The organism is Amycolatopsis thailandensis (assembly GCF_042723255.1).
GTDB classification, from domain to species: domain Bacteria; phylum Actinomycetota; class Actinomycetes; order Mycobacteriales; family Pseudonocardiaceae; genus Amycolatopsis; species Amycolatopsis thailandensis.
In genome coordinates this window covers 1-24,586 of record NZ_JBHXJK010000127.1, presented here as the reverse complement: position 1 = coordinate 24,586, position 24,586 = coordinate 1, and the positions used below count along the sequence as shown (strand labels likewise).

20 protein-coding genes are annotated in these 24,586 nt (G+C 69.5%); 9 read left to right on the top strand and 11 right to left on the bottom strand.

The features are described 5' to 3' along the window. Positions 1 to 183: 183 nt before the first annotated feature. The 4 genes from ACFWMR_RS34415 to ACFWMR_RS34400 form a co-directional block, all read right to left on the bottom strand. A complete protein-coding gene (locus ACFWMR_RS34415) occupies positions 184 to 1,545 on the bottom strand; it encodes a GH1 family beta-glucosidase (RefSeq protein ID WP_378381406.1) in 1,362 nt (453 codons plus the stop codon). An 11-nt stretch (positions 1,546 to 1,556) separates the two neighbouring features. Then, complete coding sequence (locus ACFWMR_RS34410) at positions 1,557 to 2,828, bottom strand: ABC transporter substrate-binding protein (RefSeq protein WP_378381405.1); 1,272 nt, start codon at positions 2,826 to 2,828, stop codon at positions 1,557 to 1,559. 112 nt (positions 2,829 to 2,940) lie between these two features. Next, complete coding sequence (locus ACFWMR_RS34405; RefSeq protein WP_378381404.1) at positions 2,941 to 6,594, bottom strand: BTAD domain-containing putative transcriptional regulator; 3,654 nt, start codon at positions 6,592 to 6,594, stop codon at positions 2,941 to 2,943. A gap of 101 nt (positions 6,595 to 6,695) precedes the next feature. Next, the gene (locus ACFWMR_RS34400) at positions 6,696 to 8,780 is read right to left on the bottom strand and encodes a BTAD domain-containing putative transcriptional regulator (protein WP_378381403.1); all 2,085 of its coding nucleotides are present in this window, start codon (positions 8,778 to 8,780) and stop codon (positions 6,696 to 6,698) included. 317 nt (positions 8,781 to 9,097) lie between these two features. Here ACFWMR_RS34400 and ACFWMR_RS34395 point away from each other — a divergent pair, with 317 nt between their 5' ends. Beyond that, positions 9,098 to 9,349: a hypothetical protein gene (locus ACFWMR_RS34395; protein WP_378274775.1), complete on the top strand. Its 252-nt coding sequence runs from the start codon at positions 9,098 to 9,100 to the stop codon at positions 9,347 to 9,349. Between the two features lie 84 nt (positions 9,350 to 9,433). Continuing rightward, positions 9,434 to 10,069: a helix-turn-helix transcriptional regulator gene (locus ACFWMR_RS34390; protein WP_005164996.1), complete on the top strand. Its 636-nt coding sequence runs from the start codon at positions 9,434 to 9,436 to the stop codon at positions 10,067 to 10,069. A gap of 360 nt (positions 10,070 to 10,429) precedes the next feature. Here ACFWMR_RS34390 and ACFWMR_RS34385 read toward each other — a convergent pair whose 3' ends face one another. Continuing rightward, positions 10,430 to 11,239 carry an Fpg/Nei family DNA glycosylase gene (locus tag ACFWMR_RS34385; protein ID WP_093934572.1) on the bottom strand — a complete coding sequence of 270 codons (810 nt, stop codon included), beginning with the start codon at positions 11,237 to 11,239 and terminating at the stop codon, positions 10,430 to 10,432. Between the two features lies 1 nt (position 11,240). Then, positions 11,241 to 11,714: a ribose-5-phosphate isomerase gene (locus ACFWMR_RS34380; RefSeq protein WP_007034718.1), complete on the bottom strand. Its 474-nt coding sequence runs from the start codon at positions 11,712 to 11,714 to the stop codon at positions 11,241 to 11,243. Between the two features lie 45 nt (positions 11,715 to 11,759). On the opposite strand from ACFWMR_RS34380, the gene ACFWMR_RS34375 reads away from it, so the two are divergent. Both ACFWMR_RS34375 and ACFWMR_RS34370 read left to right on the top strand, forming a co-directional pair. Next, positions 11,760 to 12,503, top strand: coding sequence for a 2-phosphosulfolactate phosphatase (locus tag ACFWMR_RS34375; protein ID WP_378381402.1), 744 nt, complete (start codon positions 11,760 to 11,762; stop codon positions 12,501 to 12,503). After that, the gene (locus tag ACFWMR_RS34370) at positions 12,500 to 13,303 is read left to right on the top strand and encodes an MBL fold metallo-hydrolase (RefSeq protein ID WP_378381401.1); all 804 of its coding nucleotides are present in this window, start codon (positions 12,500 to 12,502) and stop codon (positions 13,301 to 13,303) included. The genes ACFWMR_RS34375 and ACFWMR_RS34370 overlap by 4 nt, the downstream gene beginning before the upstream one ends. 133 nt (positions 13,304 to 13,436) lie before the next feature. Here the strand turns inward: ACFWMR_RS34370 and ACFWMR_RS34365 are convergent, their stop codons facing one another. After that, a complete protein-coding gene (locus tag ACFWMR_RS34365; protein WP_378381400.1) occupies positions 13,437 to 14,057 on the bottom strand; it encodes a mycothiol-dependent nitroreductase Rv2466c family protein in 621 nt (206 codons plus the stop codon). Between the two features lie 168 nt (positions 14,058 to 14,225). On the opposite strand from ACFWMR_RS34365, the gene pepN reads away from it, so the two are divergent. After that, entirely contained in the window at positions 14,226 to 16,799 is a 2,574-nt protein-coding gene (gene pepN, locus ACFWMR_RS34360) for an aminopeptidase N (protein WP_378381399.1), read from the top strand. A gap of 90 nt (positions 16,800 to 16,889) precedes the next feature. Here pepN and ACFWMR_RS34355 read toward each other — a convergent pair whose 3' ends face one another. The 3 genes from ACFWMR_RS34355 to ACFWMR_RS34345 form a co-directional block, all read right to left on the bottom strand. Further along, complete coding sequence (locus ACFWMR_RS34355) at positions 16,890 to 17,369, bottom strand: DUF5130 family protein (protein WP_378381398.1); 480 nt, start codon at positions 17,367 to 17,369, stop codon at positions 16,890 to 16,892. Continuing rightward, complete coding sequence (gene ctaJ, locus ACFWMR_RS34350; RefSeq protein ID WP_191259293.1) at positions 17,356 to 17,613, bottom strand: aa3-type cytochrome oxidase subunit CtaJ; 258 nt, start codon at positions 17,611 to 17,613, stop codon at positions 17,356 to 17,358. The genes ACFWMR_RS34355 and ctaJ overlap by 14 nt, the downstream gene beginning before the upstream one ends. A gap of 772 nt (positions 17,614 to 18,385) precedes the next feature. Next, on the bottom strand, positions 18,386 to 18,880 hold the full coding sequence (locus ACFWMR_RS34345; RefSeq protein WP_007034711.1) for an HNH endonuclease: 495 nt from the start codon (positions 18,878 to 18,880) through the stop codon (positions 18,386 to 18,388). Between the two features lie 430 nt (positions 18,881 to 19,310). On the opposite strand from ACFWMR_RS34345, the gene ACFWMR_RS34340 reads away from it, so the two are divergent. Genes ACFWMR_RS34340 through ACFWMR_RS34330 form a run of 3 tightly spaced genes read left to right on the top strand, consistent with a single transcriptional unit; the run spans position 19,311 to position 22,257 of the window. Next, complete coding sequence (locus ACFWMR_RS34340; RefSeq protein WP_093934579.1) at positions 19,311 to 20,288, top strand: mechanosensitive ion channel family protein; 978 nt, start codon at positions 19,311 to 19,313, stop codon at positions 20,286 to 20,288. Between the two features lie 20 nt (positions 20,289 to 20,308). Beyond that, a complete protein-coding gene (locus ACFWMR_RS34335; RefSeq protein WP_093934580.1) occupies positions 20,309 to 20,704 on the top strand; it encodes a globin in 396 nt (131 codons plus the stop codon). Continuing rightward, entirely contained in the window at positions 20,704 to 22,257 is a 1,554-nt protein-coding gene (locus tag ACFWMR_RS34330; protein ID WP_378381397.1) for a glycoside hydrolase family 13 protein, read from the top strand. The genes ACFWMR_RS34335 and ACFWMR_RS34330 overlap by 1 nt, the downstream gene beginning before the upstream one ends. A 79-nt stretch (positions 22,258 to 22,336) precedes the next feature. On the opposite strand, the gene ACFWMR_RS34325 is transcribed toward ACFWMR_RS34330, so the two are convergent. Then, positions 22,337 to 23,788: an LVIVD repeat-containing protein gene (locus ACFWMR_RS34325; protein WP_378280412.1), complete on the bottom strand. Its 1,452-nt coding sequence runs from the start codon at positions 23,786 to 23,788 to the stop codon at positions 22,337 to 22,339. A gap of 87 nt (positions 23,789 to 23,875) precedes the next feature. Between ACFWMR_RS34325 and ACFWMR_RS34320 the strand changes: the two genes are divergently transcribed. Next, positions 23,876 to 24,526 (top strand): DUF305 domain-containing protein, encoded by a 651-nt coding sequence (locus ACFWMR_RS34320; RefSeq protein WP_378381396.1) that lies wholly within the window; start codon positions 23,876 to 23,878, stop codon positions 24,524 to 24,526. The last annotated feature ends 60 nt before the right edge of the window (positions 24,527 to 24,586 follow it).

Sequence of the window (24,586 nt, the reverse complement as noted above, 5' to 3'; positions counted from 1 at the left end):
GGGGTGGGGTGTTTTTGTGGGCGGGGGGGTGTGTGTGGCTCAACCCACTCATTTACCCCCCCCTCCTCCCCTCCCGGCCCCCCCCCCCGACACCCGAGACCGGCATGGACGCGAGCGAAACACCACGCCACCTTTGCCTTACCCCTCAATAACCCGAATCGTCACTCACGACCAGCGGAACCGCTAAAGCCCGTTGCGCGCCACCACGTCCGCGTAGAACCGGGCGCTGTCCTTGACCACCCGCTCCTGGGTTTCGAAGTCGACGTGCACGAGCCCGAACCGCTGCGTGTACCCCATGGCCCACTCGAAGTTGTCGAGCAGCGACCAGGCCATGTAACCGCGGATGTCCGCCCCGCCTTCGATCGCGGCGTGCACGGCGGCGAGGTGCTCGGCGAAGTACCGCACGCGGTTCGCGTCACGAACCCGCCCGTCCACGACCTCGTCCACGAAGGCTGCGCCGTTCTCGGCGATCACGAGCGGCAGGCCGGGGCAGTGGCCGTGCAGCCACAGCAGCAGATCGGTGAACGACTCCGGCCGCTGCTCCCAGCCGAGCGAGGTCAGGTCACCGCGGGGCGGCGTGACGTCCATCCCGCGCAGACCGGGCAGCGGGCAGTTGCTGTCGGCTTCGGGATCGTCCAGCGGGACGGCGCGGGCGGGCGCGTAGTAGTTGACGCCCAGGACGTCCAGCGGCTGCGCGATGAGTTCCAGGTCGCCGTCGGCGATCGCCGGTTCGAGCGTGCCGAGATGCGCCAGATCCGCCAGCAGTCCGGGCGGGTAGCCACGGCCGAGCAGGGGATCGAGGAAGAACCGGTTGTGCAGGAAGTCGAATCTGCGCGCGGCTTCGCGGTGCGCGTCGTCGTCCACATCGGTCAGGACCGGGGCGAAGTTGAGCACGATGGACACTTCCTGCTCGCCACCGTTGGCGCGCAACGCCTGCGCGGCCCGGCCGTGCGCGAGCAGCAGGTTGTGCCCGGCGACCAGCGCCGCGCCTTCGTCCCGGAGACCCGGCGCGTGATCGCCGTTGCCGTAGCCGATGAAAGCGGCGCAGAACGGCTCGTTGATCGTGGTCCACTGCCGGACACGGTCACCGAGTCCTTTGTGGACTTCCAAGGCGTAGTCGGCGAACAGGTTCGCGAGGTCACGGTCCGGCCAGCCGCCTTCGGCCTGCAGCGCCTCCGGCAGATCCCAGTGGTAGAGCGTGACCATCGGGGTGATCCCGTGCTCCAGCAACGTGTCGACAAGGCGATCGTAGAAGGCGAGCCCGCGCGGTTCGAGCGTGCGGCCGTCCGGCATGACCCGCGACCACGCGACGGAGAAGCGGTAGTACGGCACGCCGAGTTCGCTCAGCAGGCCGACGTCCTCGCGATAGCGGCGGTAGTGGTCGCAGGCCGGGTCGCCGGTGGCGCCGTCGAGCACCCGGCCCGGCCGCGCGGTGAAGGTGTCCCAAATGGACGGTCCGCGGCCGTCCGCCGTCGTCGAACCCTCGATCTGGTACGCCGCCGTGGCCGTGCCCCAGCGGAACCCGGCCGGAAAACTGCGTGTCACGCCGTCTCCACTCACTTGGCGGCCGCGGCGCGGCCTTCGGTCGCGGCCTGGCTCCAGGCCTGGTCGAGCGATTGCTTTCCCTCTTCGACGCGGCCGAGCGCGTGCCCGTACACCGGCCGCACCTCGCCGTCGCGCAGCCCGCGGTAGTTCGGCCGCAGGGCTTCGGCGGACGCGGCGAAGATCTTGCCGACCGGCGCTCCGCTGAAGTAGTCGCTGGTGTGGGACAGCACGGCCGGGTCCTGGTAGGCGCCCAGCGCGCTCGGCAGCAGCCCGCTTTCCAGGAAGATCCGCTTCTGCTGCTCGGGCGCTGTCAGCCAGACGGCGAGGTCGTAGGCCTCCTTGCGGTGCGCGCCCTGCTTCGGGACGGTCAGGAACGACCCGCCCCAGTTGCCCGCCCCGCCCGGCACCGAGGTGACGTCCCATTTGCCCGCCAGTTCCGGGCCGCCCGCCTCCTGGATCTGGGTCAGCATCCAAGCGGGACAAGTGATCGCGGCGAACCGGCTCTGCTTGATCGCCACCGTCCACGGCTGCGTGAAGGTGGTGACCGCCGCCGTCTCCTTCTTCAGCGCCATCCCGCCCGCGAGGTCGAAGGCCTTGCGCACGTTCGGGTTCTGGTCGGCGATGAACGTGTCGTCCTTGGCGAAATAGTTCTCCTGCGCCTGGTTGAGCATCGCCGTGTAGACGGTGCCCGCCGAGTCCGCGAACTTGACCCCTCCCGATCGCGAGCTGAACTTCTCCCCGGTTTCGGCGAACTTGTCCCAGGTCGGCCACAGCGCGGCCACCTGCTCGCGGTCGGTCGGCAGGCCGGCGTTCGCGAACAGGTCGCGGCGGTAGCAGAGGGCGAGACTGCCCATGTCGGTCCCGAGGCCCATCACGAACTTGCCGTCGTCCGCGGTGCCCTGGTCCCATTTCCAGCTCGGCCAGTTCTGCTTAAGGCCCTGCGCGCCGAACTCGGACAGATCGGAGAACTTGTCCGTCGACTGGCGGAACTTGGGGAGGTACTGCTCTTCGATCGCGACCACGTCCGCGCCGCCGCGTCCGGCGCCGAGGCCGGTGGCCAGCTGCCGGTGGTGCGTCTCGAAATCGGCGACCCGGCCTTCGACGGTGACCCCGGGGTGCGCCTTCTCGTAGTCGTCGAAGAGTTTCTCGTAGCCGAACTCGCCGAAGGTGGCGACGGTGAGCTTGATCGGTCCGGCGGCTTCCGGTTCGCTCGAACAGCCGGTGAGCAGCAGCGCGAAGGCGGTCAGTCCGGCCACCAGGCGGGATCCACGCGGGCGGGTCATCGTTCTCCTCGGTCGTGCGCGACTCGCGGACTGCGAACGCATCATCTCGTGGTGATCGGACGGTGGCAGCGCGTGCCGTCCCTTCGGACGACGGTGTTGCCCGAAGGGACACTCACGCGAGCCGTCTCGGCAGCTGATCGCCGACGGTCAGCCGGGAATCGGCGTGCAGTTTGGTCAGCACCCGGGACACCAGCGACTGCACCGTCCTCCTCGGCAGGCTCAGCTCCGCGGCGATCTCGGGATTGGACAGTTTCGCCGCCACCAGCCGCGCGACCCGCAGTTCCAGCGGCGACAGCGCCCCGGCGTGCCGGGGCCCTCGCTCGGCACGGCTCAGCACACCGTAGCGGCGCAGCCGGTTCTCCGCCCTGCGGATGCTCCACGTGGCGCCGACCGGCCCGAGTACCTCGCACGCCTCGGTGAGCGACCGGGTGGCGGCTTCGAGGTAGCCGGCGCGGCCGAGCAGTTCGGCGGCGTCCTCCAGGGCGGCCGCGAGTTCGATCGGGCGGCGGACCTCGCGGTAGTGGTCGGCCGCGGCCAGCACGCCTTCGGGGTCGCCGTCGATCAGCGCGCGGCATCGGGCGGCGGCCGCGGTGGCCCTGGCGGGGACGGACTCCATGCTCGCCTCTTCGTCGCAGACGGCGAGCGCTTCCCTGGCGACGGCGTCGTTCCCGGCCGCGAGCGCGACGCGGACGACGTCGGGAAGCCATTGGTGCCGCAGCATCATCCGCGCGTAGTCGGGACGCAGCACCGGAGCGACCAGGCGCAGCGAGTCGTCGAGCCTGCCGCGCTGTTCCGCGGCCATCGCCATGGCCGCCAGGTAGAAGTCGCAGCTTTCGCGTTCGGACGAGTTCGACGGCGAGTGCGCCTCGGCCGCCTCCAGATGTGCGCGGACGGAGACGCGTTCGTCCCGGTGGCCCGCGATGAGCGCGGCGACGCCGTGCAGCAACAAGGCGGCGGCGCCCGGCTCGCGCACGCCGTAGAAGGTGATCGCCGGACCGTCCTCGGTGACCGAGTCCAGTTCGGCCAGTGCCTCGTCCCAGCGGCCGGTCCAGTAGTAGTGCACGGCGGCCGAGACCTGCGGGCCGGTCGGCAGGCCGTGCCGCGCGGCCGTCTCGTACCCGGCGTGCAGCGTGGCGTCGGCCTCGTCGAGCCGGTCGAGGTTCTGCAAGGTGAAGAGCCGGTTGTCGAGCAGGTCGAAGCGCAGCGTCGCGAGGTCGGCCTCGTCGCCGGTGGTCTCGAGCGCGGCGTCGATCGAGGTCAGCGCCTGGTCGTGCTCGCGGCGGATCGAGTGCACGAGCCACAGGGTCTGCTGCGCGTGCGCGGCGGGATACCGCTCGCCCTTCTCGACGGCCTCGGCGTGCAGCCCGCGCGCGATCCGTTCGGTCTCGCCGAGATCGTCGAGGGTGCCGCGCCGGAAGTTGGCGAGCAGCGTCCGGGTGCTGGTGCGCCACAGTTCCGGCATCGACGGGTCGTCCGCGGTGTCGGCGAGCGCCTCGATCGCGCCGGGCGTGTCACCCCGGCGGTAGCGCAGCGCGGCGAGGACATGCCGCATCTGCGCCAGATCCGCCTTGCCGCCGACCGTCTTCACCGCTTGCTCGGCCTCGGCCTCGGGATCCTTTTCGAGCCGGAACAGCACGCGCACCAGCGCGGCGATCAGGGTCTCCCGCTGCTCGCCGGTGGGCACGGTGCTGTCGAGCGCGCCGCGCAGGAGGTCGGCCGCGATGTGCGGGGCGCGATTGGACACCGCGACGTGGTTGGCGGTGAGCCACTCGACCAGCCACGGGTCGTACGGCACCGGCCCGGCCGCCAGCTGCTCGGCGACCCGTTTGATCGGCGCCCCCGTCCGGGCGAGCGACTCGGCCGCACGGCGGTGCAGCGCGGCGCGGACCGGTTCGGCGATGCCGCCGTAAAGCGCCTGACGCTGGAACGGGTGGTGGAAGGCGAGTTTGTCGCCCGCGTACTCGATCACGCCCGCGGTGGTGGCCGGTTCCAGCTCCTGCAGGACTTCCAGCGGGCTCTTGCCCGCCAGCGCGGCGAGGTCCTCGACGGCGAACTCCGCGCCCAGCAGCGACGCGGTGCGCAGGATCTCCGTCGTGGCCGGGTCGAGGGTCTCCAGCGTGCGGCCCACCGCCGCGAGCAGCGACCGCGGCGCGTTCTCGGTGCCGTCCAGGGTCACCTCGGCCACGCCAGCCTTGATCCGCAGCGAACCGGTGCGGACCAGGTCGTGCGCGATCTCCCTGGCGTAGAGCGGATTCCCGGCCGCGCGCCGGACCAGCGGGCGCAGGCTCGGGCCGAGTTTCGCCGCGAGGATCACCTCGAACACGGTGGCGATCTCGTCGTCGGTCAGCACCTCGACCGGCATGATCTCGCCGTCCCTCGCCTCGACCCCGCGGCGCAGCTGGGCCAGGTCGCGACGGCCGTGCCCGGTGCGGGTGGCGGCGACCAGCAGCAGCGGCAGCTGGCGGGTGGCGGCGGCGAGACGCTGCCACAGCAGCACACTGGCCTCGTCGGCCCAGTGGAGGTCGTCGATCACCAGGACCAGCGGGCCCGCCGCGCAGGTCTCGTCGACCAGCGCCAGCAGTTTGTCCACAGTGGACAGGATCGGGTCGGCGGGGCCCCAGTTCCCGTGCGCGGGCTCGGCGTGCAGCTCACCGGCCAGTTTGGCCTTGGCCGGATCCGACGCGCCGTGGTGCACGCCGAGGCACTCCATGATCACCTGGAGCGGGAACCGTTGCTGGAGTTCGTCGGCGGCGGTCCAGGCGAGCTGGCAGCCGCGCGCCGCGGCGTTCGCCAGCCCGGCGATCAGCAGTTCTGATTTGCCGATACCGGGTTCGCCTTCGAGCCAGACCGGACGCCCGCGGCCGGCGAGCACGTCGGTGACGAACCCGTGCAGCCGTTCGACCTGCCGGGTCCGGCCGGGCAGGGTGCCCTGGCCGCCGCGTTCGATCGCCTTGGCCACCGGCGGCGGCACGATCCGCACCGGTGCCGGTTTCGATCCGGTGACAGGTTTCTCGCTGCCGTCCAGGATGCGCTGGTGCAGGTCGCGCAGCGGGGCCCCGGGTTCGACGCCGAGTTCGTCCTGGAGGACCCGGCGGGCGTCGCGGTAGGCGGTCAAAGCCTCGGTCTGGCGCCCGCTGGCGTGCAGGGCGCGCATGAGCGTCTCGTGCAGGGACTCGCGCAACGGATGTTGCTGCACCAGCGCGGTCAGCTCGGCCACCAGCTCGCGATGGTCGCCGAGGCCGAGCAGCGCGGTGGCCCGCAGCTCGATGGCGGTCAGCTGGAGTTCGGCGAGCCGGACGCGTTCGGCCTCGGCGAACGGGCCCGGCACGCCCGAGTACGCCTCGCCGCGCCAAAGAGAGAGGGCGGTGGTGAGCCGGGCGGCCGCGCCACGCTGATCCGCCTGGGCGAGGAGCCGCCGGGCCGCGGTGGCGTCCTGTTCGAACCGGCGGACGTCGAGCGCTTCGCGGTCCAGCCGCAGCGTGTAGCTCGATCCGGCCGAATGCAGTACCTCGTGCGCGTCGCCGCCCGCCTTGCGGATCGCGCCGCGCAGGCCGGAGACGTAGGTGTGGACACTGCCGGTGGCGCTGGCGGGCGCCGATTCGCCCCAGACGTCGGAGATCAGTTCGCCGAGCGGGACGGACTGGCCGCGGCGTGCCGCCAGGGTGGCGAAGACCGCGCGCTGGCGGGCGGGCCCGAGCTTCAGCTCGACGTCTTCGAGCCAGGCACGAGGAGGCCCGAGCAGCTCGACGCGCAGCCCGTTGGTCACACCGGCTCCATTTCTGTCCTCACCGAAAGTGGCCGGATCACTACCGTGCCCCGCAGTTTAGGACGTGCCCGGATCAGTTCGGTTGCGTACCCGGGCGTAGGTCAGATCGCGTCGCGCTGAGGGGGCACGGCGGGACGCGCGAAAGCGTGCAGCGGCGCGCACCACGGCTGCGCGGCCCCCAGGGCGCGGGTGGCGGACCACGGGGCCGACGTACCCGCTTCGGGCAGCAGCAGCGCGGCCAGCTCACCGGTCAGGCCCTGATGCTGTTCCTCGGTGAGATTCCGTTGGTGCGAAAGCAGATGGAGCAGCTCGACGGCGAGCCCGGCGGGCAGCGCGCGGACGTTGTCGAGCAGCCACTGGGGGATCCAGCGCGCCGTCAGCTCGTCGCCGACCTGGAGCAGCTGCTCGGCGACGCGGTCCGCGGGCGCGCCGGAGCCCGCCATCGTCGCGGCGATCTCCTGGTGCAGCACGGCGCGGATGGCGGGCGGGGTGTTCGCGGCGAACACCGAGCGCTCCAAGGGGACGCGGAACCGCAGACGTTCCCCCTCGGTTTCCAGCACCCGCGCGGCGAGCGCCTCCTCGACCGCTTCGATGAGCGCCCGCAGCTCGCGGCCGGTGACGCCCACCAGGTCGGCGACCGTGAACGACGAGCCGAGCAACGCGGCCGAAGTCAGCGTTCGCTTGCACGCCACGGAAAGCGTGGCGAGATGATCTTCCACCACGGCGGCGGCCCGGCCGTGCGGCGCGGTGCCGAGCTCGCGGCCTTCGGCGAACTCGGCGAACAGTTCGGACAGGTACGCGGGGTTCCCGGCGGTGTACTCGGCGGCGAACCCGAGGAACTCCTCACCGGGGTCCCTGGCCAGGGTCTCGTCGGCGAGCGCGGCGACGGCCGGGCCGTCGAACGGCGGCAGCGAGACGATCTCGCCGTCGACCCGCGAGCGGAGGACGTCGAGGGTGCGGCGCCGGGGGAGCGGGCGTGCCGAGCCGATCAGCAGCAGCGGCAGATGCGTGGTGAACCGGTGAAGCCGCTGCCACGCGAGCAGGCTTTCCTCGTCGGCCCAGTGCAGATCCTCGAAGACGAGCACCTTGGGCCCGGCTTCGCACAGTTCGGTGACCGTCTTGCCGAGGTCCTCCAGCGCTTCGCCGCCGAGGCAGTCCGCGATCAGGCTCAGCGGGACCGCGCTGGTCAGCTCGTCGGCCTCGACCCAGCGTGTGTGGCTTCTCGCCGTCGCGAGGACCTCCGCCAAGAGCGCCGTCTTGCCGCTGCCCGCCTCACCGTCCAGCCACACCGTCCCGCCGCGGCCGTCGTCCAGCAGCGCGGACAGATGATGGCGCACCCGGCCCAGTTCGTACTCGCGTCCGACGAAGGCGGGCGGCCGTTCGGGCTGGGCCTGGGTCGGCCGGTGGTGTTCCGGCTGGTCCTGGTGGTGCAGCGTCGGATCGTCGTCGAGGACCCGCTGCCGAAGGGCCAGCAGTTCCGGGCCGGGTTCGAGGCCGGACTGCTCGATGATCGTCTCGCGGGCGCTGTCGAACGCGGCCAGTGCCTCGGCCTGCCTGCCGGACCGGAACAACGCGGTGATCAGCATGCGGTGCAGGCCTTCGCGCAGCGGATGGCGCTCGACCAGCACGGCCAGCTCGCCCACGAGTTCGCGGTAGCCGCCCAGGTGCAGCGCGACCTCGGCCCGGCGTTCGAGCGCGCTCATGCGCAGTTCGTTCAGCCGGGCGCGCTGGGTCTCGGCGAACGGGCCGGGGATCCCGTTGAGCGCGGAACCCCGCCACTGCGCGAGCGCGGACCTCAGCGACTCCAGTTCCCGCCGGTGCTCTCCGGCGAGCCGGTGCGCGCGGGCCCGTTCCAGCTCGGCTTCGAAGACGTGGACGTCGACCTGGTGCTTCGGCAGGTCGAGGCTGTAGCCGGCGCGGCTGGCGACGAGCGGTTCGCCCACCGGCTCCAGCGCGCGGCGCAGCGCCGAGACGTAGGTGTAGACGATGCCGGTGGCGCTGTCCGGGGGCTGCTCGCCCCAGACGGCGTCGATGATCTCCTTGCGGGAGACGAACCGGCCGGCGTGCAGGGCGAGCGCGGCGAAGACCGCTTGCCGCTGAGCGGGCCCCAGGGCGATCTCGCCGTCGCCGTGCCGGGCGGGGGGACCGCCCAGGAGCCGCACCGTCAGCGAGGGAACCTCGTCCATGACCTGCCGCCTGTGCGTCCGACTTTCGAAGGGCGTCCTGCCCGGCGAAATCCTAGTGGCGCCGATGTGGGTTTCGCAATCAATCGGGCACCCTTCGTGTGGGTTTTGTCCGTCTGTTATGAGACATTCTCGGGTTTTGCCAGGGTAGTTCGGTTCAAGTGGATTCACGTTCGTGAACAGGTCTGAGGTTTGGTGCCCGTTCATGTGGTTTTCAGGGCTTGGACAGGTGAGGGGCGACTGGGCAAAGCCGCACGTTCGCAGGGGCAAAGTGTCGGCTGACGCTGGTCGTGGCATGCGTGGCTCTGCATGCTGTGACAGTGAGCCAGGATCATGAACAGTTCGCCGGGGACGTCCTGCTCGGTCTCGCCCACGACGGCAGGCTGGTGGTCGACGCCGACGAAGCCGAAGCGCGCATCGCCGAGCTTCGGCGGACTCTGGCCTACGGGTACGCCCTGCTCGCCGACCCGGACTACACCGGACCCGAGGACAGGCTCCGCGACATCCTCGACGAGCTTCCCAAGTACGTGGAGGCGTTTCAGCAGGCCACGAAGTCCTTCACGCCTCGTTGAGAACTCGTGGAGAGTTCGTGAAGAGCTCCTTCGCAGACTGTGTCCCATCCGACTGGGGCCGCGGATCAAGCGGAGGGGACAGAGGTGGACACGGAAACCCGACAGATCACCGTGGCGGTGCACGCGCCCGATCCGATCACCACGGCGGGCCTGGCCAGTCAGCTGGGCACGCAGCAGGGGATCGACATCCGGGACTGGGACCAGCGCGCCGAGACCGACGTCCTGGTGTTCGCCGCCGAATGGCTGACACCTGAGACCGTGCTCTGGCTGCGGCGGCTGGCCGCCGAGGACGGCAAGCCGGTGGTGCTCGTGGTGAGCCAGATCAGCGAGGCGGAACTCGTACCCGCGATCGAGTGCCGGGTGGTGGCGGTCCTGCCGCGCTCGGCGACGACCGGCGAACGCCTGGCGCACGCGGTCCGCGCGGCGGCCACCGGCGGCGGCGTGCTCCCGCCGAGCCTGCTCGGCGAACTGCTCAAGCATGTGGAACGGCTGCAGCGCGAGGTGCTCGACCCGATGGGCGTCAACACCGCCGGGCTCACCACGCGGGAGATCGACGTGCTGCGGCTGATGGCCGAGGGCAAGGACACCGTCGAGATCGCCGGCGAACTCAGCTACTCGGAACGCAGCGTGAAGCACATCATCCAGGGCATCACCGGACGGCTGAAGCTGAAGAACCGGCCGCACGCCGTCGCTTACGCGGTGCGGGCTGGGGTCATCTAGCTTTCCCGGGCCACAGGCGCTTCCTGTCCGCTTGCCAGTACATGAAGGCCCCCTTCCTTGCGCTAGGCGTAAGGAAGGGGGCCTTCATGTACTTCAGGTGAGAGAGCGCGAGTGAGCCGAGCCGGCGGTTTCGCGTGACTGGACGGACGGCACCCGTGATCAGACGGACGACACCCGTGCGTGGAGGGACGACACCCGTGATCAGCGGGACGGCACGATCGTGACCGGGCCCCGCCGCGTGTCGTCCATCTGGACACACGTGCCGTCCATCCCGTCACGGGTGTCGTCCGTCCGATCACGCGAAACCGCCACCGGCCCGAGTACGTGAAGGCCCCCTTCACGTACTTGCCGAAAAGCGAGTCAGGCGGGCTGGCAGGTCGGGCACCAGAAGAGGTTCCGCGCCGCCAGGTCGCTCCGCAGCACCGGAGTCCCGCAGACGAGACAAGGCAGCCCCTCGCGGCGGTAGACGTAGACCTCGCCCCCGTGCCGGTCCTGTCGCGGCGCGCGGCCGGTCGCCTCGGGCAGGTGTTCCGGCGCGACGGTGTCGATCCGTCCCACCCGGACACCGTGCCGCATGAGGGTCACCAGGTCCGCCCACATGTCGTCCCACAGCCCGCGATCGAGCGCGCGGCCGGGGACGAGCGGGGCGACACCGTGCCGGAACAGGACCTCGGCGCGGTACACGTTGCCGACGCCCGCCAGCACCGACTGGTCCATCAGCAGCGCCGCGATCGACGTCTTCGACCGGGAGATCCGGTCCCACGCCTTGTCCGGTTTCGCGTCCCGGCGCAGCGGGTCCGGTCCGAGCCGGGCCTTGATCGCGTCGACCTGCGGCACGTCCAGGAGCTCACACTGGTTCGGACCGCGCAGATCGGCGGAATGCGTCGGGCCGACCAGCCGCATCCGCACCTGCCCGACCGGTTCGCCGACCGGCAGCGGCACGTCGGAGAACGTGCCGTAGAGGCCGAGGTGGACGTGCACCGTCCCGTGTGGACCGTAGTCGTGGAACAGGTGCTTCCCGTACGCCTCGGCCTTCACCAGCACCCGGCCGTCCAAACGGGACGCTTCTCCCGTGAACCGCCCCTGCGGGCTGCTCACCTCGACCGGGTGACCGGCGAAACGGCGTTTGTGCAGACGTGCCAAGCGATGGAGCGTGTGCCCCTCGGGCATGTCAGTGCTCGGGCAGCGGCGGCGGCCAGCCGGTGTTCTCGTAGTCCAGGATCTGCTGGACGCGACGGCCGTGGCGCTCGTCCGGGCTCGGCGGGGTCGCGAGGAAGGCCTCGACGATCTCCGTGGCCTCTTCGGTGGTGTGCATCCGCGCGCCGACGCCGATCAGCTGGGCGTGGTTGTGCTCGCGGGTGAGCTTCGCGGTCTCGACGCTCCACGCGAGTCCGGCGCGGGCGCCCTTCACCTTGTTGGCCGCGATCTGCTCGCCGTTGCCGGAGCCGCCGACGACGATGCCGAGGCTGCCCTCGTCCGCGACGACGCGGCGAGCCGCCTCGATGCAGAACGCCGGGTAGTCGTCGGCCGCGTCGTAGACGAAGGGGCCGACGTCCTCGACGTCGTGGCCCTGCTCCTTGAGGTGGGCCACGAGGTGGTTCTTCAGTTCGAAACCGGCATGGTCAGAGCCAAGGTAAACACGCACAGCGCGGAGTCTGCCATCACGTTCCGGGACGAGCATGCTGTGGGGGTGGGCATCTGGGGACAGACCGAATCCGACATCAGGCTCGAATGGGGACCCGAAGGCGTCGAAGCCTTGGGCCGCGATTGCGCCGTTCTCGTCATCGTCGACGTACTTTCCTTCTGCACCACAACGGATCTCGTCCTGGGCAACGGCGGCCGCGTGCTGCCCGTCCGCTGGCGCGATCAGCGGGGCGAGGAAGCCGCGAAGGAGCGAGGCGCCATCCTCGCGGGTGAAGGCCACTGGACCTTGCGACCTTCGTCTGTGACGGAAATCCCTTCCGGCACGCTCCTCGCGCTCCCTTCCCCCAACGGCGCCACGCTCTGCGACGCCGCCGCCACGACCGGTGCCGAAATCCTGGCGGGCTGTCTGCGCAACGCGACCGCCGTCGCCGCACGCGCCGCCGAAATGGCGGACGGCGCGCCGATCGGCGTCATCCCGGCGGGGGAACGCTGGGGGATCGACATGCATACCGACGCGAAAACCTTCGGACCACTGCGGCCGTGCGTCGAGGACCAGCTCGGTGCGGGAGCGATCGTCGCCGCGCTGAGCGGCTACGGCCGCCTGTCCGCCGAAGCCCGTCTCGCTGCCATCGCGGCGAAATCGATCGACATCGCCGAAGCACTGACAGAGTGTTCTTCAGGGCGTGAGCTCGCCGCGGCCGGGCACGGGAACGACGTGATCCTCGCCGCACAGCTCGACACGAGCAGCACGGTTCCGGTGCTGCGCAACGGAATTCTGGAGGATCTGTGACTTGGCTCGAACTCGCCGACGGGGTGTACGCCCGCCGGTACGAGGAGCTGGACCTGACCGTCGGCCTGGTCGTGGGCAGCGACCGCTGCCTGGTGGTCGACGTCCGCGGTGACGTCGACCAGGGCGCCGAACTGGCCGCCGCGGTCCGGGAGATCACGCCGCTGCCGTGGTCTGTCGTCTACACCCACGCGCATTTCGACCACGCCTTCGGCACGACGGCGTTCCTGCCGTGCGACGTCTGGGCGCACGAAGGCTGCTTGGCCGAACTGACCACCTACGGCGACGGCGCGCGGCAGAAGTGGATTCAGCACTATCTCGGCGAAAACCGGCCGGAGATGGCGGAGGCGCTGAAGCGCACCGTGATCACCCTGCCGGACAAGCCCGTCACCGACACCGCCGAGATCGACCTCGGCGGCCGCACGGTCGTGCTGCGGTTCCTCGGCCGCGCGCACACCGACCACGATCTGTTCGTGCACGTGCCGGACGCGGGCATCATCTTCGCGGGCGACGCCGTCGAGAACGCCGAAGCGGGCTTCAGCGCGTTCTCCTTCAACGACGGCAGCTGGCTCGCCGAATGGCCCGCCGTGATGGACGCGATCCTCGCGTTGGAGCCGAAGACGATCGTGGCCGGACACGGGGATCCCGTCGACACCGCGTTCATCGAGAAGCACCGTGACGGCCTTCGCGAACTCGTCGCGCTCAAGACCCTGATCGCGACAGGGGACCTCACGACGGACGAAGCCGTCGCGAGGTCCTCCTACCCCGGCGATGTCACCAAGGCCGCGCTGGAAACGCCTTAGTGTTCTGGCTTGGCACCGTCAGTGCGTGATCGCTCGTGGCTGATGTCCCCAATGTGGCATTGGGGACGCTGAGTGTCCCCAATGCCACATTGGGGACATTTTGAGGACCTCGCGATACTGGCCTTTCGATGACTCAGTCGAAGTTCAGGTCCCCGCTCCGGGTGCGCTTCAGCTCGAAGAAGTCCGGGTAGCTCGCCAGCGCGCGGGCGCCGTCGAAGACCTTGACGGCGTCCTCGCCACGCGGGATCGAGGTGAGCACCGGGCCGAAGAAGGCGACGCCGTCGATGTGGATGGTCGGGGTGCCGACGTCCATTCCGACCGGATTCATACCTTCGTAGTGACTCTTCTTGAGCGCTTCGTCGTACTCGGTCGACTCGGCGGCCTCGGCCAGTTCGGCCGGGGCGCCGATGGCTTCCAAGGTCTCCTTGATGACCTTGGGGATGTCCTTGTCGCCCTGGTTGTGGTGGCGCGTGCCGAACTCCGTGTAGAAGTCGCGCAGGGCCTCCTCGCCGTTCTTCTGCGCCAGCGCGGTCGCGACGCGGACGGGACCCCAGCCGCGGCTCAGGAGCTCCTTGTACTGCTCAGGCAGGTCCTCGCGGCCGCTGTTGAGCTCGGACAGGCTCATGATCCGGAACCTCAGGTCGAGGTCGCGGTGCTTCTCCACCTCGAGGATCCAGCGGGAGCTGATCCAGGCGAAGGGGCAGATCGGATCGAAGTAGAAGTCGACCTTGGTCGTCTCGGACGGGGCGGTCATCAGGTTCTCCCAGTGCCATCGTCTTGGGGTGGGCCGGTACACACAGAGTGCTACACAGCGAGCCAACATCACGGCCGTCGGCGTTGTTCCCGTCGTCAGCGACGGCCCGGACATGATTGGATGCCTGTAGTTGGAAACCAAAACCGATACCGATGACCAGAGGTGCCAGTGCCCGCCCCCAACCTGACCCGAGACCAAGCCAAGCTGCGCGCGGACCTGCTCGACGTCGAGTCCTACGACATCGAGCTGGATTTGACCGACGGCCGCGGCGGTCCCGGTGAGAAGACCTTCACGTCGAAGACGACGATCAAGTTCGCGAGCGCCAGAAGCGGCGAAGCGTCGTGGGTCGACATCGTCGCCGAGGGGATCGAGTCGGCCGTCCTCAACGGGACGGACCTCGACGTCAGCGGGTACGTCGAGGACAAGGGCGTCGAGCTGCCCGCGCTCGCCGAGTCGAACGAGCTCGTCGTGGACGCTGTCTGCCGGTACATGAACACCGGCGAGGGCCTGCACCGCTTCGTCGACCCTGTCGACGACGGCGTGTACCTCTACACGCAGTTCGAGACCGCCGACGCCAAGCGCATGTTCGCCTGCTTCGACCAGCCCGACCTCAAGTCGGTCTACCGGCTCACCGTGATCGCGCCGAAGGACTGGAAGGTCATTTCGAACGCGCTGATCGAGTCGACCGAGGAGACCCCGGAAGGGGCCGTCCGCACCGTTTTCAAGGTGTCCGAGCGGATCTCGACCTACCTGGTCGCGCTGATCGCGGGCCCGTACAGCGAGTGGCGGGACGAGTTCTCGGATTCCCACCGCACGATCCCGCTGGGCATCTACTGCCGCGCCTCGCTCGCCGAGCACATGGACGCGGACAAGCTGTTCACCGAGACCAAGCAGGGTTTCGCGTTCTACCACGAGAAGTTCGCGACCCCGTACCCGTTCTCCAAGTACGACCAGCTGTTCGTGCCGGAGTTCAACGCGGGCGCGATGGAGAACGCGGGCGCGGTCACCTTCCTGGAGGACTACGTCTTCCGCAGCCGCGTCACCCGCTACGCCTACGAGCGCCGCGCCGAGACGCTGCTGCACGAGATGGCGCACATGTGGTTCGGCGACCTGGTCACCATGCGCTGGTGGGACGACCTGTGGCTGAACGAGTCGTTCGCGACCTTCGCGAGCGTGCTCGCCCAGGCCGAGGCGACCGAGTACAAGAACGCGTGGACCAGCTTCGCGAACATCGAGAAGTCGTGGGCGTACCGGCAGGACCAGCTGCCCTCGACGCATCCGATCGCCGCGGACATCGTCGACCTGCACGCGGTCGAGGTGAACTTCGACGGCATCACCTACGCCAAGGGCGCGAGCGTGCTCAAGCAGCTCGTCGCCTACGTCGGGCTCGAGCACTTCCTCGAAGGCCTGAAGGTCTACTTCGGCAAGCACGCCTGGGGCAACGCGACCCTGGCGGACCTGCTGGGCGCGCTGGAAGAGGCGTCGGGCCGCGACCTGTCGTGGTGGAGCGCGCAGTGGCTGGAGACCACCGGCCTCAACTCGCTGAGCCCGCGCTACGAGATCGGCGCCGACGGCAAGTACACCGCGTTCGCCGTCACCCAGACCGGCGCCAAGCCGGGTGCCGGTGAGCTGCGGACGCACCGGGTCGCGGTCGGCGTCTACGACGAGGACGAGAACGGCAAGATCGTCCGGAAGCACCGCGTCGAACTCGACGTCGACGGCGAGCGCACCGAGGTGCCGGCGCTGGTCGGTCTCCCGGCGGGCAAGCTCGTGCTGGTCAACGACGACGACCTGACCTACTGCACGATGCGGCTCGACCCGGCGTCGCTGACCACGCTGATCGACCGCATCGCCGACATCACCGACCCGCTGCCCCGCACGCTGTGCTGGTCGGCGGCGTGGGAGATGACACGCGAGGCCGAGCTCAAGGCCCGCGACTTCGTCACGCTGGTCCAGCGCGGTGTGCACACCGAGACCGAGGTCGGCGTGGTGCAGCGGCTGCTGCTGCAGGCGCAGACGGCGCTGAACTCGTACGCGAACCCGGCGTGGGCGGCGGACAAGGGCTGGCCGGAATTCTCCGCCCGGTTGCTGGACCTGGTGCAGGGCGCCGAGGCCGGTTCGGACCACCAGCTCGCGTTCGTGAACTCGCTCGCCGGCTGCGTGCTCGACGACAAGACGCTGCGGATCATCGCGGGCTGGCTCGACGGCACCGCGCCGCTGGAGGGCCTGACCGTCGACACCGACCTGCGCTGGCGGCTGCTGCACGCGCTGGTCGCGCACGGCAAGGCGGAGAACCCCGAGATCGACGCGGAGCTCGCCAACGACGACACCGCCGCCGGACGGCGTCAGGCGGAGCGCTCGCGGGCACTGCGGCCGACCGACGAGGCGAAGGCCGACGCGTGGCAGCGGGCGGTGTACGACGACGAGCTGCCCAACGCGGTCAGCGACTCGCTCATCACCGGTTTCTCCCACCCGGGGCAGAAGCACCTGCTCGGCGGCTACGTGACGCGCTACTTCGAGGTCATCGACGAGGTGTGGCAGCGGCGCTCCAGCGAGCGGGCGCAGCCGACGGTGGTCGGGCTGTACCCGTCGTGGGCCGTCGAACCGGCGACGGTCACGGCTTCGGACGAGTGGCTGGCCGGGGAGCACCCGGCGGCGCTGCGCCGTCTGGTGTCGGAGGGCCGGGCCGGGATCGTACGGGCGCTGGCGGCCCGGGAGTTCGACTCGCAGGCCGGGCTCTAAAGAGAGCTGAAGGGGCCCTTCACCGCATCTGATGCGGTGAAGGGCCCCTTTGCTGCGTCTTATGCGGGGAAAGTCCCCTTCAGCTCCCGGTCAGCTAGGGCTGCCCGCCTGGTCGCTCAGCATGCGGAGGGCGTTCACGAGACCGCCGGTGAGGTCGCCTTCCTTGAAGGAGGCCACCATGCTGGCCACGGCGAGCTTCGCACCGCGGTCGGGCAGGCGGTGCCGGGCCTGCGAGCCCGTCACGACCTCGATGGCGCGCTGGCCGGGCGACACGGCGACGACCACGGCGTCGGCCGGGTTGTCGGTCGAGGCCAGCAGGCCCTCGGCGGTGGCGCGGGTGTCCTCGCCGAGGTCGCCGAGGTACACGCTGAAGTCCAGGCCGGTCTCGCGGCTGGCCAGCGTCAGCGCCTCGTCCAGCCGGGCAAGCTGCTGGGTCGTGAATGGGCTGATCGGCCCAGCGGGTTCGTACATCTTGGCGGCGGAAACCCGGCCGCTGGAGGTAACGGCGGCGCCGTAACCGGGCTCTTCGTCAACAGCGGTGGACGAATGGGTCAGTTCACCAGTTGCCACGAGCGCCTCCCGTCACCGAAGCTCCGTTCGCCGCGTCGACGGCTGTCGCGCCGCCCGCGTGCGAATGCCTGGCGCCGACACCGTCGGGGTTGGCGCTCCACCACATGGCCGGGTACTCCCACGGCTGCCCCGGCCGGTACCGGGCGACGCCCGCGCCCTTCGACCGCAGCGTGGCCACCCCGCAAAGCGCGTAGATGGCCAAGGGGATCACCGCGAAGACCAGGATCGTCTCGACAAGGTTCACGCGCGTGAGCGTATCCGACCCTGATCGCCATCGCTGGGCCGCACCCACCCGCGCGGACGTGGTCCGCGACACCTACCGCTCACCGTCCGGAGGGCGCCGTCCGCCGCTTGCCGCGAAAGCGCTCCCACGTTGGGGCGAAGCCCTCAAGGCCGAAAGGTTGCAACTCAACGTACGGGCGGCCGCACCCGGCGCTGTCGTCTTGTCCGAGCCTTGAAATCCTCGTAGCTTTTTCACCTGTACGGGCCTTGCGCCCAGCTCCCCCACCCCAGCAGGTAACGCACCGGTCGCAGGAGGACATGTCATGCAGAGCACCCAGACACCCGGCCAGGCGATCATCGACGACATTTCGTCACTCTTCGAAATTGAATTCGTCCCCGGTACGCGTGTGACGGCGGGCACACGGGTTACGCGCGGTACTCGCGTCACTCGCGGTACCCGCGTCACCGCCGGTACTCGCGTCACCCGCGGCACCCGAGTGACCCGTGGCACCCGCGTCACCGCCGGAACCCGCGTCACCCGTGGCACGCGAGTCACTCGCGGCACCCGCGTCACGGCCGGAACCCGCGTCACCTGCGGCACCCGGGTCACTCGCGGCACGCGCGTCACCCGTGGCACCCGCGTCACCTGCCAGAGCGACTTCTCTCTCGCCGCCTGAGCTTCGAGCACGACCTGCCAGCAGGGGATTTGCAGCGGTAGCGAGCTTCACCACGGCATCATCGGCCCGCCCCGGCCGCCGAAAGGCAGCCGGGGCGCCGACGTGTTCAGGAACCGATCAGGCCGCCGTGCCCAGGTACGGCCGCCACAACGGGTCGGCCTCCTTGGAATGGGCCAGCAGCCGCCAGTGCGGCCCATGCGGGGCCCTCGGCACGACGCGCAGGCGCCAGCCGATCTCGGAAAGCAGTTTGTCCGCCTTCCGGTGGTTGCACTTGGCGCAGCAGGCCACGCAGTTCGTCCAGCTGTGGGGACCTCCACGACTGCGCGGGACGACGTGGTCGATCGTCTCGGCCCGCCCTCCGCAGTAGGCGCAGCGGTACCGATCGCGATGCATCAGCCCGGCCCGGGTCAGCGGCACCTGCGCGCGGTAGGGCACGCGCACGTAGGTGCTCAGCCGGATCACCGAGGGCACGGGCAGCGAGACCGTGGCGGCGTGCAGTTCGAGCCCTGCCGGGTCGCCGTGCACCACCTCGGCCTTGCCGCACATCACGAGGACCACCGCGCGCCGCAACGGCAGCGCCGTGAGCGGCTCGAACGTGGCGTTCAACAGCAATACCCGTCTGCGGCCCCAGGACGACGCCGTGGTCGTGGTGGGTACCGCCGCGGTAGACGGATCCCGCCCTCTACGCTGTCCGGGCGGGCGGGCAACACCCCCTGGCCGCGTTCCCGGCCCGCCCGGTGGAGCCCCGTGCGAGGGGGCACCTCCCGGATGGGCGCGCAACACGACCTCCGGCGCCTGTCCGGCCAAGGCTTGGCTCGGGACGCCGAGGGGGATGGGTTGTCGGTCTGGCACTCGACCACCTCCACCGGTGCAGGCATAGTCGACCACAGATCAGCCCCAAAGTGCACGTGTGTTACTGGACGTGTCATATGCGCGCGACCCGGCGGCCACCTGAAGTCGACCGTTTCGCCTCCGCCGGGGCGCCTGCCGCGCCGAGCAGCGCGAACGATCCCCGCCGAGCACGAAAGGACATTTCTTCTCCGTGAACCTGCTGCCCACCGAACCCCCGGCATGCACGAAGGACGCCAGCACCTTGTGCGGCCAGGTGTTCCAGGTCACAAACAACGAATGGCTCTCCGCGTCGGCCGGCTGGCTGCTGACGAAGCCGATCAAGATAGTGATGATCGTCGCCGTGGCGTTCCTGCTGCGCTACGTGGTGCGGCGCCTGATCAACCGCGTGACCAGGATGCCCAGCGGCTCCTCGAAGCTTCCCGCCCTCTTGAGACCGCTGCGGGAGAAGGCTCCCGAAGTTCTCGGGTCGGCCGTGATGGAACGACGCCGTCAGCGCGCCGCCACCATCGGCTCGGTCCTCAAGTCGGTGGCGACACTGTTCATCTACGGCCTGGCGTTCATCCTCGTGCTGGGCGAGCTGGGCATCGACCTGGCGCCGATCATCGCCTCCGCCGGCATCGTCGGTGTCGCGCTCGGTTTCGGCGCGCAGAACCTCGTCAAGGACTTCCTGTCCGGGATCTTCATGATGATCGAGGACCAGTACGGCGTGGGTGACGTCGTCGACGTCGGCGAGGCGTCCGGCACCGTCGAGGCCGTCGGCCTCCGGATCACCACCCTGCGTGACCTCAACGGCACCGTCTGGTACGTCCGCAACGGCGAGGTGCTGCGGGTCGGCAACTCGAGCCAGGGCTTCGCGGTGGCCGTCGTCGACGTCCCGCTCAGCTACTCCGCCGACGTCGAGAAGGCCACCGAACTGATGGCCGAGAAGTCGAAGACGCTCTTGGAAGGCGAAGGGCTCGCACCGAACGTGCTGGAGCCGCCCGAGATGCTCGGTGTCGAGACCGTCACCCCCGAAGGCATCAAACTCCGCCTCACGGTGAAGGTCCGCCCCGGCAAGCAGTGGGCCGTGCAGCGCGCGCTGCGAGCGCACCTGCTCGCCGCGCTGGACGAAGCCGGCTTCGAGCCACCTCTCGGGCGCTTTATGTCCTCCGGCACCGCCGGGCAGTAGGACAAGGGCAGAATGGAGCTGTGTCCGTGACCGAACCTGACCCCACCACCTTGTACGAAGCGATCGGCGGTGAGCCGGTGTTCACCCGGATCGTCGCGCGGTTCTACGCCGAAGTGGCGGTCGACGAGGTGCTTCGCCCGCTGTATCCCGAGGAGGACCTCGGCCCGGCCGAGGAGCGCTTCCGGCTGTTCCTCATGCAGTACTGGGGCGGCCCTCACACCTACTCGGACCAGCGCGGCCACCCGCGCCTGCGGATGCGGCACGCCCCGTTCAAGATCGGCCCGATCGAGCGCGACGCCTGGTTGCGCTGCATCAAGATCGCTGTCGACGAGGAGAAGATCGAGGAGCCCTACCGCGGGCAGCTGTGGGCGTACCTGGAGATGGCCGCCAACAGCATGATGAACAGTTTCGTGTGATGAAGCGCGACGGGGCGTGGTGGGACCAGGCGGTCTTCTACCAGGTCTACGTACGCTCCTTCGCCGATTCCGACGGGGACGGCGTCGGTGACCTCGAAGGCATCCGCGGCAAGCTCGGGTACCTGGAGCTGCTCGGGGTCGACGCGCTGTGGCTGACGCCGTTCTACCGGTCGCCGATGGCCGATCACGGGTACGACATCGCCGACCCGCGTGACGTCGACCCGATGTTCGGCACCCTCGGTGATTTCGACGTGCTGCGCACCGAGGCGCACAAGCGGGGTATCAAGGTCACCATCGACGTCGTCCCCAACCACACCAGCAACACCCACGCCTGGTTCAAATCGGCCATGGCGGCGCCGCCGGGCAGCCCGGAACGGGATCGCTACATCTTCCGTGACGGGCTGGGCAAACGCGGCGACCAGCCGCCGAACAACTGGGTCAGCGCGTTCGGCGGCCCGGCGTGGACCCGGGTCCCGGACGGCCAGTGGTACCTGCACCTGTTCTCGCCGCAGCAGCCGGATCTGAACTGGACCAACCACGAGGTGGCCGCGGATCTGGAGCGGACCCTGCGGTTCTGGCTCGACCACGGGGTCGACGGCTTCCGCGTCGACGTCGCGCACGGCATGGCGAAACCGCCGGGCCTGCCGGACATGGACCCGCGGGTGAACGCGATGGGTCCGAGCGAGTTCTACGACCCGCGGTTCGACAACGACCGCGTCCACGAGATCCACCAGATGATCCGCAAGGTGCTCGACGAGTACCCGGGCACGATGGCCGTCGGCGAGATCTGGGTGACCGACGAGGAACGCCTCGCGCGGTACCTGCGGCCGGACGAACTGCACCTGGCCTTCAACTTCCGGCTCGTGCTCACGCATTTCGACGCGGACGCGCTGCGGACGGCCATCGAGCGGTCCCTGGCGGTGCCGAAATCGGCCGGGGCGTCCGCCACCTGGACGCTGAGCAACCACGACGTCTGGCGGCAGGTCAGCCGATACGGCGGTGGGGAACGCGGCGTCCGGCGCGCGCGGGCGATGGCGCTGGTCGAACTCGCGCTTCCCGGGACGGTCTATCTGTACAACGGCGAGGAGCTGGGGCTCGGCAATGTCGACCTTCCCTTGGAAGCTCTCGCGGACCCTCGCGCCAAGACCTCCGGTGCAGAGTTCGGCCGGGACGCGTCACGGGTGCCGTTGCCGTGGGAAGGCGACTTGCCGCCGTTCGGGTTCTCGCGGAATCCGCGGACGTGGCTGCCGATGCCCGCCTCGTGGGCGTCGGTGACCGTGGAGGCCCAGCTGGAGGATCCGGCGTCGACGCTGTCGCTGTACCGGCGGGCGATCGAGATCCGCAAGACGCACAAGGCTTTCGGCGGGGACGAGCTGGAGTGGTACGGCGCCCCGGCGGGCTGTTTCGCGTTCCGGCGGCGGGGCGGCGGGCTGGTGTGCGCGCTGAACACGTCGGCGAGCCCGATCGCGCTGCCGCCGGGTGAGGTGCTGCTGTCGAGCGTTGAACTGGTGGACGGGAAATTGCCGCCGGACGCGGCCGCCTGGCTCGTCTGAGCCCGTCCCCGGACGCTATGAAAGGTCCTTTCCTTGCAAAATTTGCAAGGAAAGGACCTTTCATAGCGTTACCGGATGATCAGTTGTTGAAGCCCGGGTGCAGCTTGTACTGCGTCTGGGCGTTGAACTGGTTCTGCCGGACGAGCTTCGCCGGGAAGGTCCGCCAGTCGTTGAGGTCCAGGACGTCGAGACCCTTCACGATGTCGGACGAGAAGATGTGGCCGTTGTACCAGTACGCCGACCAGGTCCCACCGCCGACTAGCTTCTCGTTCGAGAGCGGGCCCCGCTCCCAGTACGCGATCTCCTTCGGCTTCTTCGAGTCGGTGAAGTCCCACACCGAGACGCCACCCTGGTACCAGGACTGGACCATGATGTCCTTGCCCGGCACCGGGATCAGCGAACCGTTGTGCGCCACGCAGTTCTCGGTCTCGGACTGCAACCGCGGGATCTTGTAGTAGCTGCGGAACTCCAGCTTGCGGTTGTCGCCGCGGCCGGTGATCTCGTAGATGCCGTTGGCGCCCCGGGTGGAGCCGAACTTCTCCAGGCAGGTCGCCATCCCGCCGCCGCCGAGCTCGTCGGTGAAGACGATCTTAGTGGCGTCGTTGTTGAAGGTGGCGCTGTGCCAGAACGCGAAGTTCACGTTGTCCTGGACCCGGTTGATCACCCGCGGCTTGAGCCGGTCGGAGATGTCGATCAGCACGCCGTCACCCATGCAGGCACCGGCCATCAGGTCCTTCTCCGGCAGCGCCGTCAGGTCGTGGCAACCCGTGGTCGCGGACCGGCGGGTGCCGTCGGGGTTGTCGCCGCCGGCGTTGCCGCCGTCCGGGAACAGCACCGGCGTCGCGACGAGCGAGGCCTTCGCCGGGTCCTTCACCGGGACCTTGACGATGGAGAGCTTGTCGTGCGGCGGCTGGCAGTCGGGCAGGTTGGCCGCGGGCGCGTACGACGAGACGTAGATGTAGACGTCCTTGCCACGCTTGTCCGGCACCAGGGTGTTGGTGTGCGAACCGCAGTCGGTCTCGACCGCCGCGACGTACTTCGGCGCCGCGAGGTTCGAGATGTCGAAGATCTTGATGCCTTCCCACGCCGTCTTGTCCGAGGCGGGCTTCGCGACGCTGTTGCACGAGTTGTCGCTGCGCGAGGCGTCGGTCGAGAGGAAGAGCAGGTCGCCGGAGATCGACACGTCGTTCTGCCCGCCCGGGCAGAGGACCTGGCTGACGATCTTCGGGCGGTACGGGTTGCGGACGTCGAAGACGTTGAAGCCGTCGTACGTGCCGATGATCGCGTGCCCCTTGGTGAACGCGATGTCGGTGCCGGTCGAGTCCTTGGTGAACGGTCCCTGCTGCGGGATGTTCGCGATCGACCGGAGGTTGGGGCTGTGGACGATCTCGTCCACACCCGGGATCGTGGTCGCCGACGGCTCCGCGATGACGGCGGGCGCGGCGAACGCGCTGGAGGCCCCGAGGGCGGCGACCGCGGCCGCCGCGACGAAGACCCTGGTCAAGCGACGTTTCAGCCCAGGTTGCAGCACGATATGGCTCTCCTTCCACCCAGCTTTACGCGAACCTTATTACTTATTTAGGCTCAGCAGATACCCACCAACGGAGGTTCTCCCGGGATGAGAAAATGTTTGACATCGGCGCTGGTCGTGGCCGCTTTCGTCGTCTCGGGCTGCACCGGCGCGGACGAGCCGGCCGCACCCACCCAGAGCGCGCCGGTGATCGTTCCCGGCAAGCCCGGTGAGCAGGCGGGCACCGGCACCCCGGGCCCGGTGAACCGCGATCAGCCGAACGAGGCCGACGTCGAGTACATGACGATGATGATCCCCCACCACCAGCAGGCGAAGGTGATGACCGACCTCGTGCCGGGCAAGACGGCGAACGAGCAGATCCGGGCGATCGCCGGCCGGATCTCGGTGGCGCAGGACGGCGAGGTCACGATGATGAAGACGTGGCTGGCCGATCGCGGCAAGCCCGTGCCGGGCGAGGGGCACGCGGGCCACGGCGACCACGGTGGCGGGCACGATCACGCGCTCATGCCGGGGATGGCGACCGAAGCCCAGCTGGCGGATCTGCGCGCGGCGAGCGGTGTGGCGTTCGAAAAGATGTTCCTCGACCTGATGATCGCGCACCACACGGGCGCGCTGACCATGGCCGAGACCCAGCTCGGCAAGGGCGTCGAGATCAAGGCCCAGGAGATGGCGCAGGAGGTCATCACCGGCCAGTCCGCCGAGATCGAACGCATGAAGACCATGCGCGCGAAGCTCTAGCCCCACCCGTCAACCCCCGCGTTTCGTCCTCTGAATGCGGTAGTTGGTGTTACGAACTAC